18 protein-coding genes are annotated in these 14,099 nt (G+C 39.4%); all 18 read left to right on the forward strand.

Annotated features, from left to right (window positions below; all coding sequences use genetic code 11):
* Genes WMO19_RS00855 through WMO19_RS00940 form a run of 18 tightly spaced genes read left to right on the forward strand, consistent with a single transcriptional unit; the run spans position 1 to position 14,097 of the window.
* Positions 1–522, forward strand: a complete 522-nt coding sequence (locus WMO19_RS00855; protein WP_349169822.1) for a phage tail protein — start codon at positions 1–3, stop codon at positions 520–522.
* Positions 515–979: a hypothetical protein gene (locus tag WMO19_RS00860; RefSeq protein WP_349169823.1), complete on the forward strand. Its 465-nt coding sequence runs from the start codon at positions 515–517 to the stop codon at positions 977–979. The genes WMO19_RS00855 and WMO19_RS00860 overlap by 8 nt, the downstream gene beginning before the upstream one ends.
* 17 nt (positions 980–996) lie before the next feature.
* Complete coding sequence (locus tag WMO19_RS00865; protein ID WP_349169824.1) at positions 997–1,302, forward strand: hypothetical protein; 306 nt, start codon at positions 997–999, stop codon at positions 1,300–1,302.
* Entirely contained in the window at positions 1,302–2,747 is a 1,446-nt protein-coding gene (locus tag WMO19_RS00870; RefSeq protein WP_349169825.1) for a phage tail sheath family protein, read from the forward strand. Before WMO19_RS00865 ends, WMO19_RS00870 begins: the two co-directional genes overlap by 1 nt.
* A gap of 11 nt (positions 2,748–2,758) precedes the next feature.
* Positions 2,759–3,271, forward strand: a complete 513-nt coding sequence (locus WMO19_RS00875; RefSeq protein ID WP_349169826.1) for a phage major tail tube protein — start codon at positions 2,759–2,761, stop codon at positions 3,269–3,271.
* 13 nt (positions 3,272–3,284) lie between these two features.
* Positions 3,285–3,854: a hypothetical protein gene (locus WMO19_RS00880; protein WP_349169827.1), complete on the forward strand. Its 570-nt coding sequence runs from the start codon at positions 3,285–3,287 to the stop codon at positions 3,852–3,854.
* An 11-nt stretch (positions 3,855–3,865) separates the two neighbouring features.
* On the forward strand, positions 3,866–4,027 hold the full coding sequence (locus WMO19_RS00885; RefSeq protein ID WP_349169828.1) for a hypothetical protein: 162 nt from the start codon (positions 3,866–3,868) through the stop codon (positions 4,025–4,027).
* Between the two features lie 11 nt (positions 4,028–4,038).
* On the forward strand, positions 4,039–6,498 hold the full coding sequence (locus WMO19_RS00890; RefSeq protein ID WP_349169829.1) for a phage tail tape measure protein: 2,460 nt from the start codon (positions 4,039–4,041) through the stop codon (positions 6,496–6,498).
* On the forward strand, positions 6,498–6,767 hold the full coding sequence (locus WMO19_RS00895) for a tail protein X (protein WP_349169830.1): 270 nt from the start codon (positions 6,498–6,500) through the stop codon (positions 6,765–6,767). Before WMO19_RS00890 ends, WMO19_RS00895 begins: the two co-directional genes overlap by 1 nt.
* Before the next feature lie 4 nt (positions 6,768–6,771).
* The gene (locus WMO19_RS00900) at positions 6,772–8,220 is read left to right on the forward strand and encodes an NlpC/P60 family protein (RefSeq protein ID WP_349169831.1); all 1,449 of its coding nucleotides are present in this window, start codon (positions 6,772–6,774) and stop codon (positions 8,218–8,220) included.
* Position 8,221: 1 nt separating this feature from the next.
* Positions 8,222–8,701 (forward strand): phage baseplate assembly protein V, encoded by a 480-nt coding sequence (locus tag WMO19_RS00905; protein ID WP_349169832.1) that lies wholly within the window; start codon positions 8,222–8,224, stop codon positions 8,699–8,701.
* A complete protein-coding gene (locus WMO19_RS00910) occupies positions 8,698–9,270 on the forward strand; it encodes a phage tail protein (RefSeq protein ID WP_349169833.1) in 573 nt (190 codons plus the stop codon). Before WMO19_RS00905 ends, WMO19_RS00910 begins: the two co-directional genes overlap by 4 nt.
* Positions 9,267–9,590 (forward strand): hypothetical protein, encoded by a 324-nt coding sequence (locus WMO19_RS00915; RefSeq protein ID WP_349169834.1) that lies wholly within the window; start codon positions 9,267–9,269, stop codon positions 9,588–9,590. Before WMO19_RS00910 ends, WMO19_RS00915 begins: the two co-directional genes overlap by 4 nt.
* Positions 9,591–9,595: 5 nt before the next feature.
* Complete coding sequence (locus WMO19_RS00920; RefSeq protein ID WP_349169835.1) at positions 9,596–10,714, forward strand: baseplate assembly protein; 1,119 nt, start codon at positions 9,596–9,598, stop codon at positions 10,712–10,714.
* A complete protein-coding gene (locus WMO19_RS00925) occupies positions 10,707–11,417 on the forward strand; it encodes a phage tail protein I (protein ID WP_349169836.1) in 711 nt (236 codons plus the stop codon). Before WMO19_RS00920 ends, WMO19_RS00925 begins: the two co-directional genes overlap by 8 nt.
* Positions 11,410–13,218 (forward strand): hypothetical protein, encoded by a 1,809-nt coding sequence (locus WMO19_RS00930; protein ID WP_349169837.1) that lies wholly within the window; start codon positions 11,410–11,412, stop codon positions 13,216–13,218. The genes WMO19_RS00925 and WMO19_RS00930 overlap by 8 nt, the downstream gene beginning before the upstream one ends.
* A 9-nt stretch (positions 13,219–13,227) precedes the next feature.
* Positions 13,228–13,410, forward strand: a complete 183-nt coding sequence (locus WMO19_RS00935; protein ID WP_349169838.1) for a hypothetical protein — start codon at positions 13,228–13,230, stop codon at positions 13,408–13,410.
* Positions 13,411–13,422: 12 nt separating this feature from the next.
* Entirely contained in the window at positions 13,423–14,097 is a 675-nt protein-coding gene (locus WMO19_RS00940) for a phage tail-collar fiber domain-containing protein (RefSeq protein WP_349169839.1), read from the forward strand.
* Positions 14,098–14,099: the final 2 nt, after the last annotated feature.

Here is a 14,099-nt window from a genome sequence, read left to right on the forward strand (position 1 = left end):
ATGATTGAGGTACAAATTGAGGGCATAGAAATTTTTGACCAATTAAAAAACTCAGATAAACAGCTAGAAAAGGCTCTGTACTTTGCCAAGAACAGGGCCTTAAATACTGTCAAAACTGAGTTGGCCAGAGGTGTGCCTAAGAAGTACGACACAAAACAAAAAATTATAAGGGATAGGACAAGAGTCAATAAAAATACTGGAGAGGTATCTGTAACAGGATCTCCCATAAGGCTTTTTAAATTCCGTGTCACTCCAACATCGCCAAGAAAACAACTTGTAACAGCAAGTGTTAAGAGGGCAAGCAAAAGCCTGCCTAACGCTTTTGTGCAACAGATGAGAAATGGAACAATCGGAGTTTTTGAGCGTGTCGAAAAAAGCAGGTACCCAATAAGACAACTCTACTCAGTATCTGCACCACAGATGGCAGGAAACGAGGAAGTCTTAGAGGGAGCAATGGAAAGGGCCTCAATTGTTTTTGACGAAAGATTATCCCATGAGATAGGCAGGTTGCTAGATGATTAGTATAGATTTAGTCGAAGAATTAAAAAAAGACTTAGAAAACCTATTTAAAAAAGAAGATTATGTAGACACTTACAGCACAAAAAATCCCGACAGGAAGTTGCCAAAAATAAATACGGGTTGGTATACACAAAAAGTTGATAAAGAGGACTTTCCCTATGTGCTTATATCGCCAATCCAAGAGACTTGGAATCTTGATGTTGCAAAAGTAGAATTGGTCCTAGTAATTGGATCTTACTCCAAGGATTTAGACGGGTGGAAGGACACTGGACTCATAGCAGAGAGAATAAGGCAGCACTTAACGAGGACTAAGTACATAGCCCAAAAGTATGAAATTAATTCCGATGCTAGAATTGAGTTTCCAGACGACCAACCCTACCCAATAACTTTTTGTGCCATGTATGTAAGCTTTAATGTCTACAACACTTATAACGAGGAGAGCGGAGAGCTCACTTGGTAAATACGAGGAGGATAGAAATGGTAGAGAAAAAAGAAATAAAAAAAGAAGTCCCTGAGACAAAGGCAGAGCCACTACATCTAATCTATGTAGGGGACACAATCCTAGAACTAGGACTGCTACAGTCTACAGTTTACATCAACTCACTACCAAAACAAATTGAGGAGAAGTTTGAAGAAGTGCCACAACTTAAAAAGTTATTTGTGCCAGTTGATAAGGCATCACAGGCACTACTAGATGCAAGAACTGAGGGTTCAGGCATTTATGCACTTAATAAAATAGTAAAGGAAAAATTTAGAGAACTTAGAAAAAAGGGGGATAAATAATGGCTTATAGACATGGTGTGTATACACGAGAAATACCCACTAGAATAGTCCCACCAGTAAGGGTGGACTGTGGATTGCCAGTTGTTTTTGGTACAGCACCAATTAATAAGGCAATAGATCCTGCAGAAACTAACAGACCTTACCTAATTTTTAGCTACGAAGAAGCAGTTAAGAAATTTGGTTTTTCCGAAGATTGGGAAAATTACACATTAAGTGAAATGATTTACTCCCAATTTGCTTTATATGGCATGGCTCCAATTGTATTAGTCAATGTCCTTGACCCAAAAAAGCATATGGAGACAGGCAACGGAACTTTTGAAATTGTAAGAGGTAAGGGACAATTAAAAGTTGCAGGGGTAATACCTGAAAGTCTTAAAATTAAGGCTCAAAATGGGGCAGAAGTTTTTAACCTTGCAGAAGATTACATCATAGAATTTGAAAACGACAATGACTATCCAAATATCATTGTAACAGCAGAAAAAATGGTAGATGGAACTTATACTGCAGAATTTGACAAGATTACTCCAGAAAAAATAACTAAGAAAGAAATTATCGGCGGTATTGATGGAGCAACTAATAAAAAGACAGGTCTTGAACTTGTATCTGAGGTATATCCAAGATTTGGTCTTGTACCTGGAATTGTTGCAGCACCAGGCTACTCTGGGGACTCCGAAGTTGCAGCAATTATGGAAACTAAGGCCGCAAGAATTAACGGAGTCTTTAAGGCTGATGCTTTAATCGACCTAGATGCAGATAAAAATTACGATGAGGTGTCAAGAGAAAAGAACATCAAGAACTTTGTCTCAACTCATCAATTTGTATGTTATCCAAAGGTTGGTCTAGGAGATAAGGTATACAATTTATCTACTCACATGATTGGAGTCATCAATCAGACCGACTTTGACAATGATGACATACCATACGTTTCACCATCAAATAAGATGATTAAAATTGATAAAACTATCATGAAAGGTGAAGAGAGATTATTTGGACTTGATGAAGCAAACTATTTAAATGGTCAAGGTGTGGTTACTGCATTTAATTTCAGCGGTTGGAAACTTTGGGGGAATAGGACAGGGGCTTATCCGTCAAATACAGATGTCAAGGATGCCTTTATCCCAATTCGTAGAATGTTTAACTGGGTGGCAAACACGCTCGTTTTAACATTCTGGAATAAGGTTGACAATCCAATGAACAAGAGGTCTGTAGAAACAATTATTGACTCTGCAAACCTATGGCTTAATGGTCTAGTTGCCCAAGGCTGTCTATACGGGGCAAGGGTAAAAGTACTAACTGACGAAAATCCTATTACCGACCTTATGGATGGAATTATAAGATTCCACGTCTACATGACTCCACCTGCACCAATGCGACAAATTGAGTTTATACAAGAGTACAACGTAGAGTACTTAAGTACTTTTGTTGAGACTATTGCAGCACTTTAAGGAGGTAAAAAATGAGAATACCTGATAAATTAATTGGCTTTAATGTCTTTAAGGGCAGTAGATTACTTGGGGTTGCTGATGTAACCCTACCAACGCTAGAGTACATGACAGAGACCCTATCTGGTGGCGGAATTGCAGGGGAAACTGAAACACCCGCACTAGGTCAATTGTCATCTATGACAATATCCATCAACTTTAGGGCCCTATCAGAAGAAATTGCATCTTTTATAGAGCCCGCAGGAACACTACTAAATTGTAGGGGATCTCTACAAAAGTATGACTCTGCAACGGGTAAGATTATTCCTTACCCTTGCTCCCTAACTGTATCAGTCCTTCCAAAGTCTGTTGAACTTGGAAAGTTTGAAGTTGGAAAAGCGACAGACACATCAATTGAGCAAGAAATAACTTACCTAAAGTTATACATCGACAACAAAGAAATCTGCGAAATTGATAAGTTAAACTACATTTGCAGAATTGATGGAAAAGACTACCTAGAAGAAGTAAGAGATCAAATTGGAATGTAAGAGGTGTTAAAAGTTGAATAATTACGACCCTAATTATGACCCTAACAATCTTGCAGTAAATGCGCCTGACTTTGAAGAGCCACATGTGGAAGAAAGACATGTGGCTCAATTTAATCAGGAGCCAGGGCAAGAAGAGGTCTATAGAAAATACTACGAAGAATTAAAAAACAAGGAAAAAAATGATTTATACAGTGAAAGACCTGAAATAAAATCAAAAAACAGGGAAAATTTGATTTTATATGGGGAAAAAGCCGAAATAAAATCAAAAAATGGCGAAAATTTGAATTTATCTGAGGAAAAACCTAGCGAAGAATCAAATAATAAGGTTTTTAAGCTTATAAAACCTTTTGAATTCGAGGGAGAACTAATTGAAGAGGTCTATCTTGACCTAGACTCCCTTACAGGTAAGGACATTATGGATGCCTCTAAGGGGGTAGAAAGTTTTGTCCAAGAAACTAACAAGATTTATCTTGCAAATATTGCTGCCATTGCTATGAAAAGACCTAAGGAAATCATGTATTACATGTCCGCCAAGGATGCCACAGCAATTTGCTACTTTGTGATGGATTTTTTAATCGATTAGTCGGTAGGGGGATGACGATAAAAAGGATGAGAAAGACCATAAAAAAGTTATTTCTCAGCCTTTCTTTATCGACTAAAAACAGTATAGATTTTTTTAAGAACACTCCACTTGTAGAACTTGATGAGTGGATTGACACAGTAGACGAGTTTTACAAGGAAACTAGGAGAAGTTAGGAGGTGGCTTTATGGCAAGAGTACATGAGTTGCTAATAAAAATTGATGGTAAACTGAGCGGGTCTGTGAACTCCAGTTTTAAGTCAGTGGCTAGTAAAGCCACAAAACTAAACAAACAATTTAAGGACCTAAAAAGCGTACAGCTAGGGGCAGAAAAGTTTAAAGCCATGGAATCTGGCTTGGGAAAACTAGAAACAAAGCTTAAGACGACTAAAGAAAAGACCCTAGAACTTAGACGAGCCTTTAATGAATCCAAGGCAAGGACAGAGGCCCTGGCTCAAGAATTTAAAAACACTGGTGGAAAAAGTCAAGAACTTGCAAATAAACTTGCCAAGTCCAGGGAAGAGACATCAAGGTTAAGCGAGAGGTACGAGAAATCTAAAGCCTCAATCGATGCAGTAAATGCAAAAATAGTTGACCAGAAAAGCAAGTTAGATGAGTTATCGGGATCCTTGGCAAAGGCAGGATTTAAGACTGGTGACTTTGAAAAATCCCAACAAAAACTCGCAGCCAAAATGTCTATAAAGGAAAACTACAAGGAAATGCAGGAAAGGTTTGGCAAGGCAGGAGATTATGCTAAGAAAGCCATGAAAAGGACAGCTGCCTTTGGTGCAGCTGCTGCAGTGCCCTTAAAATTTGCTATTGATGAAGAGTCTGTCAACGCAGAAATAGCTAAGGTTGCAGACTTTAAAGATGACAAGCAGAAAAAAGAAGTCACTGACAGTCTTAAAAAGATGATAACTACAGAAATCCCAATGTCCTACCAAGAAATCGGAGAACTTGCAGCCGCAGGTGCCCAAGGTGGGATTGAGACTGTAGACTTATCAAAGTTTTCAGAACTTGCAGCAAAGATGGGTGTAGCCTTTGACATGGAGGCAGGCGAAGCAGGTCAAAAGATGGCCAACTGGAAGGCTGCCTTTGGAATGGATATGAACGAGCTCCAAGCCTTAGGGGACAAGGTTAACTACCTAGGTAATAACTCTGCAGCCTCAGCTGCGTCAATCTCCAATGTTATCTCTCGAGTGGGTGCATTAGGAGAAGTAGCAGGTGTGGGAAGTGGAGAAGTAGCAGGTCTTGGTGCAGCCATGATAGCCATGGGTACTCAAGACGATGTTGCGGCAACTGGTATCAAAAAGGTACTAACTACCCTTGCATCTGGTGGTAACAAGGCATCAAAAGCCATACTCGGCATAGGTGGTGCCGACCTATCCAAGTCCATGAAGATGGATGGAGCAGGAACCATAATCGATGTCTTTGAAAAAATCAAAGCCCTAAAGCCAGAGGAACAAACTGGAGCCTTAAGAGATATATTTGGCCAACAAAACATTGGGGCAATTGCACCCCTATTAAATAATTTAGACCTGGTAAAAGAGTACTTAGGTATGGTAGGAGATAAATCAAAATACGCAGGCTCTATGCAGAAGGAATTTGATGCACAGGCGGGGACAACTGCCAACCAGTTAAAAATCTTGCGCAACCAAGCAGTGGACGCAGGCATGGTAATTGGTAGTGCCATGCTACCCTACTTTAAAAAAGGCGTTGAAAAACTCCAAGAAATGGCAACAAAAATAAAGACCTTTGCCGACGAAAATCCAAAGGCGATGGAGTCTATATTAAAAATTGCTGGTGCTCTTGCAGGTCTTGCTGTTGCAGTGCCGACGATATTAGCCCTGAATAATGCTTTTATGGGCACGAAAAAAGCTTTTAGAATTGTAAGTGATTTGACAAAATTACTTGAGGCAAACCCTATGGCCATTGGTATTATGCTTGCAGTTGGTGCCCTATTTTTACTTTGGAAAAACTGGGACAAGGTCAAGGCCATTGCAGGTGCTGCCATGGACTGGGTTAACTCAAAAATCGAGTTGGGCAAAAACAAAGTGATTGAATTAAAAAACCATGTCGCAGAAAAATTTGAAGCAATGAAGCAGCACTTTACGAACGCAGGAAATGCAGTCAAAGACTTCTTCCTGGCACCTCTTAATAAGGCCAAAGAGATTGTTGGACGAATAAAAGAGGGTGTTGGGGGAATTGCCTCTAACATCAAAGATAAAGTATCTAGTGGAATACAAAAACTCACTGGTGGTGGGAATGGTGTACGTGCCATGGCAACTGGTGGGGTAGTAACTAGACCACAAATGGCTCTAGTCGGAGAAGGTGGAGACCACGAAGCGGTTATCCCACTTAACAAAGACAAGAGGTCAGAAGCCCTTTGGCAGTATGCGGGTAGCAGAATGGGACTTCTTGGAGATGAGTCAAGGCTCAAATCCATTAACTCAAACATATCCTCTTACAGCCCACCAAGTAGGCAAGGAGTGAGTATAAACATGCAAATTGACGCAAGAGGGGCACAAAAGGGAGTACAAGAAGAAATCCAAAATGCCATAAGATACGCTACTCCAGAGTTAAAAAGAGTTATGGTTGACCTATTAAGGGACATGGATAGAGATAGAGAAAGAGTGGTGTTAGTCTGATGGATAAGGTAATAAATTTACAAACTACGGATGGCCAAAGCGGAGATCCCTATCTTGACTATGAGAGTCTTGATGTCTATGTCACTAAGTTGGGAGACACATGGGACTTAATCGCCTATGAAATCTATGGAGATGAAGTCCACATGAAGGAACTAATCGAAGCTAACATCGAGCTTGTGGAAACTGTCTTTTTTGAGGCAGGGGTACCTCTTATTTGTCCTGATATCCCTCTACCCGACAGTGCTAACACTCCACCTTGGAAGAGGTGAGTAGATGGGAAAAGCAGATAGAACAAAATTAAAGGTAATTTACAAGGGCAAGGATATAACCAAGGAGATCCAGGAGTATATCCTTGACTTTAGCTACACCGACAATGACAATGACGCCGAGGACTTGCAACTCACCTTGGAAAACAAGGAAGAACTTTGGTATAAGGAGTGGTTTCCTGAAAAGGGAGATACCATTAATGCGACCATTATTATTATTAAAGACGGGGCGACTATACCTGTACCAATTGGCAAGTTTGAAGTTGACAGCATCAATGTAAAGGGTAAGCCAAACATAACTACTATCAAGGCAATAACCGCTTTTATTAGTGGCGAGATACGAGACACTAAAAGGTCTAAGGCATGGGAAAAAATAAAATTTAAGGCTATAGTTAGCGAGATAGCAGGGAAGTATGGCTACAGTGCGGTATTTAATATACAGAAAGATAAATTGTACGACAAGGTAGACCAAAATAATTTAAGTGACATTGAGTTTATAAAAAAACTTTGCAAGGACTTAGGCTATGATGTCAAAGTCAACAACACTAAGATAATTATTACTGATGAGGAATATTACGAGAGCAAGGGTCCAGATTTTAACATCTATAATCATCGTGAGGACGCAGATAAAAGCGATATATTTGACCTTTTAAATTGGGAGTTTGACGAGTCTTCAATTGGAGCTTATACTTCCTGTGAAAATCAATATAAGGATTCGAAGACTAGAAAAGTCTTCAAGGCAAAGGCAGAGTCAAAAAAAGAGAAAAAGTCTAAAAAGGTCTTAAGACTCAATAAAAAAGTCAAGTCCGATGCAGAAAATGAACAACTTTGTAAGGATGCTTTAAAAAGAGAAAATGCAAAAACAAAAACTGCAAAATTTTCTTTTGCTCCAGATAAAGCAGTCTATGGGAAAAATATTATAAATGTTTCTGGTTGGGGTGTTTTTGATGGAAAATACCTCATAGACTCAGTAACGCATAAGATTGATAGTAACGGCTACACAGTAGACTTGGATTGCAGGAAATTCTATAAAGGCATGTCAATTACTACATCATCTAGTACAGAAAGTGACAGTGCCAAAGGGTCTGACAAGGTTGAGGCTATGATATCTCACGCTGAATCTATGATAGGTATGGGCTACTCACAGCCCATGCGTATGTCTGCCAAATATGCTGACTGCTCTTCTACTGTATGTAGGTCAATGTCTGCTGCAGGGCTAATGCCAAAAGGAGCAGCCTATGATACATCGAGTCTACCAAACTGCGGCTACTTAAAAGAAGTGCCTATGTCGGATTTACAAAGAGGAGATGTCCTAAATTACAGACGAGGCGGCAAGGGTCATGCCATGATATATATTGGAGACGGCAAGGTCATTGAGGCACAACCTAGAAAGGGTGTAGTTGTAGGTAAATTAAGAACTAAGGGATATAAGGCTTATAGACCAACGGGAGGTTAAGATGGCACATATAGTTGATGACGACAACAGGACCTTTATGATAGGGACTGTTACAAAAATAAATCCCGAAGAGGCTAAGGCTCGAGTCCTCTTTGAGGATAAGGATGAGATTACATCTAAGGAGATACCGATAATGTTTAATCACACTAAGGGCATGAGAATTTATGCCATGCCCGAAATTGGGGAACAAGTGGTGTGTTCTTTTTTAGCAAATGGTATCGAGGAGGGTTTTATCGAGGGGGCTTACTATGATGACATAGATAAACCGCCAGTTAAAGACCCCGCCATTAAAATTATTAAATTTAAAACAGATGATTATATACTCTATAACGATAATACAGGCGAGATGGAAATTAAGTGTAAGACCCTTAGGGTTAAGGGGGATTTACATGTTACTGGTAGTGCCAGAGTCGATGTAAACACTAAGTCGCCAGAATTTATTGGAGACTTAAGAGGAATAGCGGACGGTGTTAGACAATGATAGGTATACTTGGAGATTTAGAGTTTGTAGCAAGCTCAAACAGGATACACACTTTTCAGGAAATGAGTACAACACAAAGTGTGAGATATGCAGAACACGCATCACTACAGAGAAAACCTGCCCTTGAATATATTGGACCTAATCTTGACGAAGTAACTTTAAAAATTCAATGGAGAATTGAGGATAAGGTCAATCCATTGGCGGAAATTGAAAAACTAAAGAAAAAAATGGACGAGGGAGAAATTCTTCCATTTTTCCTTGGTAGTCGAAAAGTGGGAAGCGGTACATTTGTAATTATAGACATACCGCAGACCTATAACCGTGTAGATAACCATGGAAATGTCCTATCGGTGTCTGCCGAAATTAAACTTAAAGAAGTTGTAGAGAAAAAGGCTGGTGCGGAGAATAAAGTAACTAAACAGCCTAGCAAAAAGGCTAAGCAGGAAAAACTTACAGTTGCTAAAAACAAGGCCCTATTAAAGAGTTTTGCTGTATCTCCTGTACTTGGGGCGGGTTTAACTGCCCTGGATAAGAGCCTACAGATGACAAAGGGGTTGTTGAAAAAATGAAGGCTGCAATAGATACTGGCAAGCAGATGCAATACAGGCTTGGGGCAGTTGGATTTGAGGACATAGTCCAATGTGTAAATATCCTCCTCTCAACTGTGAAGAAAACTGTCTTTTTGGATAGGGCACTGGGGATTGATTCAAATATCATTGACCAACCTACCAATAGGGCAGGGAAATTATACCAGGCAGTATACACAGCCATAGAAGAAAACGAGCCACGAGTTGAAGTCCTTGAAATCAAGCCATACTTGGCAAGCCTGGACGGACAAGTGGAAGTTAAGCTACTTATAGACATTAAAGATGAGTATTTGAGGGGGTGACAGAAATGTATTGGGGATTAGAAGATGTTGATTTTATAAATGTGGTGCCTCAAGAGGTTATAGACGCTGCAACAGAAGAGTTGGCAAGGCGAATGGGCAAGGATATTTACCCTGCATCGCCTGAAAGAATAATGCTCTTAACTCTATTAGACCTTATCTTGCTAGATAGGGAGAAAATCAACGATACTGGAAAGATGAACCTTTTGGCCTACAGTCGTGGAGACTTTTTGGACCACAAGGGAGCCTTTATGGATGAAGTAAGACTACCTGCAAAGGCAGCCAAGACCATGTTAAAATTTAAAATGTCAACTGCCCTTAACTACGTCAATGTAATACCTAAAGGGACTAGGGTTAAGTCTCAAAACAACTTAGTCTTTAAGACCCTAGAGGAATTGGAAATCCCTGCAGGGGAAACAGAAATTACTGCACAAGCTGAATGTGAGACCATAGGTGTGGCAGGTAACGGAATTGCCAAGGGTTCCATAAGCATCATCGTTGATGTTTTCCCTTACTACCAGTCAGTGGAAAATTTGACTGTGTCCTCTGGTGGGGCAGAAAGAGAAACTGATGATAGGTTTAGGGAGAGAATCCACGAATCACCAGAAAAGATGACTACAGCAGGTCCTGATGGGGCTTACCTCTACCACACAAAGGCAGTAAATCAAAATATAATTGATGCAGCAGTCCACAGTCCCAGTCCAGGTGTAGTTGATGTGATACCACTTATGACTGGGGGGCAGCTACCTAATGATGAGATAATAAAGGACATCAAGGACAAATTAAACGATAGAAAGGTAAGACCTTTAACTGACAAGGTGCAAATTAGAAAACCTACAATTGTTGAGTATGACCTGGACTTAAAATACTATATCTCAACTGAGGACAAATACTTTACAAGCGACATTATCAAAAAAGTAGACCAGGTAATTGAGGACTATGTGGACTGGCAGAAGGAAAAGCTAGGACGAGATATAAACCCAGACAAACTCATAGAGCAAATGGTAAATGCAGGGGCAAAAAGGGTTGAGATAGTATCTCCTAAGTTTAAGGTCCTTAATTATGATGAGGTTGCCCACCTAAGTGGGACAAAGTCAATTAAATTTATGGGGGTAGAAGATGAGTGATGTAATGCTTAATAAAATGCTGCCCTCTAGCATTGACGACAACGAAACCATAAAAATTATAAATGAGATCCTACAGCCTTACATAGACCAAAACTTTAAGGTCTTTATCCCAAGGCTGTTTTTGTATGCCAACATTGATAGGCTTGATGAGAACATGCTCAATCACTTGGCTTATGAGTGCCACGTGGATTTTTATGATGCGGACCTACCCATAGAAAAAAAGAGGACTATGGTTAAAAAAGCCATAAAGTATCACAGGTATAAGGGGACTCCCTTTGCAGTGGAAGAGTTACTGTCCGATGTCTTTGACGACACCTGGCTTAAGGAGTGGTATGAGTATGGTGGAGAGCCTTACTACTTTAGGATCTATACCAAGGATTTTTTAAAGGACGAGAAAACCTTTAAAAGTTTTATGAAAGCCCTCTTTGCAGTTAAAAACACAAGGTCTTGGCTCGAGGGAATTATCCTGGTGCGAGACCAGACCATCTATTATGGAATGTACGGACAAAAAGCCAAACACTACAAGGTCTTACCTAACAAGGTTGAGGACAAGGAATTTGACAATCTTGTATACATGGGAATGGCGACTTATCACAAAAAGATTAAGAGGGTTGCTATTATGCCAGAAGTTTGGACTTTAAACCAAGAAGGAATGTTTTTGGAAGTTGAAGATGGAAGTGGGGTGCGTATGAAGTATGACTAATAAAATTAACGATATAAATCAAGTTTTTAAAGGGAAAAAACTCCTTGCTTATGATGAGACTACTGGAAATTTTGCAATAGTTTCTCCTCACATCTTTACGAGTACAGTTTTTACCGAGGAGGGAGTACCACTTGACGAGTACCTATCTTTTAAACCGCAAGAGGTTATAGATAAACTCGATGAAATATTAAAAGGTGCTCCAAAAGAATATGATACATTTAGAGAAATTGCTGCAGAACTTAACACCAACAAAGACTCTATAGTTGAGATACTAAGGGCAATATCTAACAGGGTTAAAATGCCAGAAAAGGGCGAGGTAGGTCAAGTTTTAAAACTTAATTCTGACGGGCAAGTTGTTTTTGATGAGGACAAGGACACAGTTTATATCCACCCAGAATCCCATAAAGCAAGCATGATAGAAACTGATACAAGTAGACGATTTGTAAGCGAAACAGAAAAAGAAACCTGGAATAGTAAATTAGATAGCGATAGCAATTTGGACTCCAACTCCATAACACTTAATAATCAAAAGAAGTTGTTAAAGGATATCCTAACTCAGCTTATAAAAAATACTGATGACCTTGAAGGTCTTATAGGAGTTGCCAACGGACTTGCAACACTTGATGGCAACAAAAAAGTCCCAGTAAGTCAACTCCCAGATGAGGCTTTAAAGGACACAACTTATGACTTATCTAGCTTTTTAACTGCAAAAGATTTAGAGGCTTATAAAAAAGCTGACGGAACGACAGTTGCCGAACTTAAAGCTGAGGGTAGAGTTGACGCAAATAGAATAAGGGAAGAGTGGTTTTTCGCTTACTATGACTCATCTAATACACCAGACCGACAAAAAGGCTGGTATATCAACACTGTGAACTTTGGGAACTACATTTTCCAAATTGCGTATGATGCTGCGAGTAGGAACGCCATCTACTTTAGGGTAGGTGCAGATTATCAAAACACAAAAAAACATGTGTGGTCTCCATGGCAGCCCATCCTAACAGGTCAATACTTAGAAAAGTTGGCAAGTAAAAAAGACCTTGAAGCAAAAGAAAGCACTATCCACAAGGGCGAGGTCAACGGATACGCTGCACTTGATAGCACAGGCAAAGTACCCGAAGCACAGTTGCCAGAAAAGGTTCTTAAAGTCTATGACCTCACACCTTATGCAAAGAGTGAGGACATCAAAAAGACTTATGCAACTAAGCAAGAGGTAAGTGCAGGTAAGCTTGACTACACGGCAGAAAATGCAGAGAACAAAGGCAAGGCTAATGGTTATGCGTCTTTAGGTGGAGACGGAAAAGTACCTGCCGACCAGTTGCCATCTTATGTAGATGATGTTTTAGAGTATGCAAACAAATCTAAATTCCCAAGCACGGGAGAAAAGGGAAAAATCTATGTGGACTTATCTACAGAAAATATTTATAGGTGGTCTGGAACTACTTATACAGAGATTTCTCCAAGCTTAATAACTCAAGCCGATATACAAAAACTACAAGGTATAGAGGCAGGGGCACAGAAAAATAATGTTACTCAAGAAATGATTAGCAAGTGGAATAACAAGTGGGATTCTGCTTATGGAAAAGACATATCAAGAGGTAAGACTAGGGGATATAATACCTTATCTGTGTGGGCTGATCTATCAAAAAGCCAAGACTTGGAAGATTGGATTGGGGATTTATGTAAGAGGACATTGGAGCTCAGGAGAAAAATTAATGAAAAACCTGATGTGATTGAGATGACCCTCACAGATTACAACAATTTGACTACGAAAAAACCAAATACTATTTATGCGATTGACTAGGTGGTTGATATGAGTTTATGGGATAAAAAAGACATAATAATTAATGGGAAGTCAAAGAGTAAGTTGTTTTATGTGGAAAAATTAATTTGGTCTAAAATGAGGACGGAATTTTCTAAGGATTTTAAAAATCTTAAAGAAGATGAAGATTTTGAGGGTTTGTATGACCAAGGCAAAAATGCCTTTAGGGTGTAGAAAGGAGAAGAAATGCAAAGAGGAAGATTTTATCTTACAGAAAAAGGGCGAGATTTATTGGCTTACTGTCAAACAGGAGAGCCTTTAAATTTTACAAGGGCCGCTATTGGAACTGGAAAAATAGAAAGTACAGCGACTCTTTTTAAGATGGATAAGTTAGTGGAAGAGGTACAAGAAGTAGATATTAAGGGAATTAAGGCTAACGGAGATGGAACTAGCACAATATCTCTTGCTATCACTAACGGGAAAACAAAAAAAGGTTTTTTAATGTCTGAGGTTGGTCTATTTGCCCAAGACCCAAGAAAGGGAGAAATCCTATATGGGGTGGCATATTACGAAGACCACGCTGATTTTATTCCCGTGTATGACCAAGAAATGGTCGAGATTTCTATGGATATAATTGTTGTTGTATCTAATGTCGATGTGATAAACATCAAGATTGATAGGTCAATGATTTGTGCTAGTCAATTAGATTTGTTAGATTTAGCTGGGATTGGGAGAACTAATCAGACTGTTAAGGGCAATTGGGATTTAATTCAGGATTTGGCTCTCAAAATAGCTTCTATGGGTACGGCAGTTCAAACTGATAGCCGATACAATAACTTTAGAGTAGATTTCAAGAAACTTTATGGGACTGAAGAGTTTGAAGGTATTTATGAGCCTGAAATGGGAAGATTTGTAGTTTAAGA

It is taken from the genome of Peptoniphilus hominis (ex Hitch et al. 2025) (assembly GCF_040096015.1).
GTDB classification, from domain to species: domain Bacteria; phylum Bacillota; class Clostridia; order Tissierellales; family Peptoniphilaceae; genus Peptoniphilus_A; species Peptoniphilus_A hominis.

Excerpts from the sequence above, each read along its gene's own strand:
- WMO19_RS00915 (WP_349169834.1), top strand. The coding sequence starts at position 9,267 with ATGAAGGCTGCAATAGATACTGGCAAGCAGATGCAATACAGGCTTGGG.
- WMO19_RS00940 (WP_349169839.1), top strand. The coding sequence starts at position 13,423 with ATGCAAAGAGGAAGATTTTATCTTACAGAAAAAGGGCGAGATTTATTG.
- WMO19_RS00905 (WP_349169832.1), top strand. The coding sequence starts at position 8,222 with ATGGCACATATAGTTGATGACGACAACAGGACCTTTATGATAGGGACT.
- WMO19_RS00875 (WP_349169826.1), top strand. The coding sequence starts at position 2,759 with ATGAGAATACCTGATAAATTAATTGGCTTTAATGTCTTTAAGGGCAGT.
- WMO19_RS00910 (WP_349169833.1), top strand. The coding sequence starts at position 8,698 with ATGATAGGTATACTTGGAGATTTAGAGTTTGTAGCAAGCTCAAACAGG.
- WMO19_RS00925 (WP_349169836.1), top strand. The coding sequence starts at position 10,707 with ATGAGTGATGTAATGCTTAATAAAATGCTGCCCTCTAGCATTGACGAC.
- WMO19_RS00930 (WP_349169837.1), top strand. The coding sequence starts at position 11,410 with ATGACTAATAAAATTAACGATATAAATCAAGTTTTTAAAGGGAAAAAA.
- WMO19_RS00885 (WP_349169828.1), top strand. The coding sequence starts at position 3,866 with ATGACGATAAAAAGGATGAGAAAGACCATAAAAAAGTTATTTCTCAGC.
- WMO19_RS00920 (WP_349169835.1), top strand. The coding sequence starts at position 9,596 with ATGTATTGGGGATTAGAAGATGTTGATTTTATAAATGTGGTGCCTCAA.
- WMO19_RS00890 (WP_349169829.1), top strand. The coding sequence starts at position 4,039 with ATGGCAAGAGTACATGAGTTGCTAATAAAAATTGATGGTAAACTGAGC.
- WMO19_RS00900 (WP_349169831.1), top strand. The coding sequence starts at position 6,772 with ATGGGAAAAGCAGATAGAACAAAATTAAAGGTAATTTACAAGGGCAAG.
- WMO19_RS00895 (WP_349169830.1), top strand. The coding sequence starts at position 6,498 with ATGGATAAGGTAATAAATTTACAAACTACGGATGGCCAAAGCGGAGAT.
- WMO19_RS00865 (WP_349169824.1), top strand. The coding sequence starts at position 997 with ATGGTAGAGAAAAAAGAAATAAAAAAAGAAGTCCCTGAGACAAAGGCA.
- WMO19_RS00935 (WP_349169838.1), top strand. The coding sequence starts at position 13,228 with ATGAGTTTATGGGATAAAAAAGACATAATAATTAATGGGAAGTCAAAG.
- WMO19_RS00860 (WP_349169823.1), top strand. The coding sequence starts at position 515 with ATGATTAGTATAGATTTAGTCGAAGAATTAAAAAAAGACTTAGAAAAC.
- WMO19_RS00855 (WP_349169822.1), top strand. The coding sequence starts at position 1 with ATGATTGAGGTACAAATTGAGGGCATAGAAATTTTTGACCAATTAAAA.
- WMO19_RS00870 (WP_349169825.1), top strand. The coding sequence starts at position 1,302 with ATGGCTTATAGACATGGTGTGTATACACGAGAAATACCCACTAGAATA.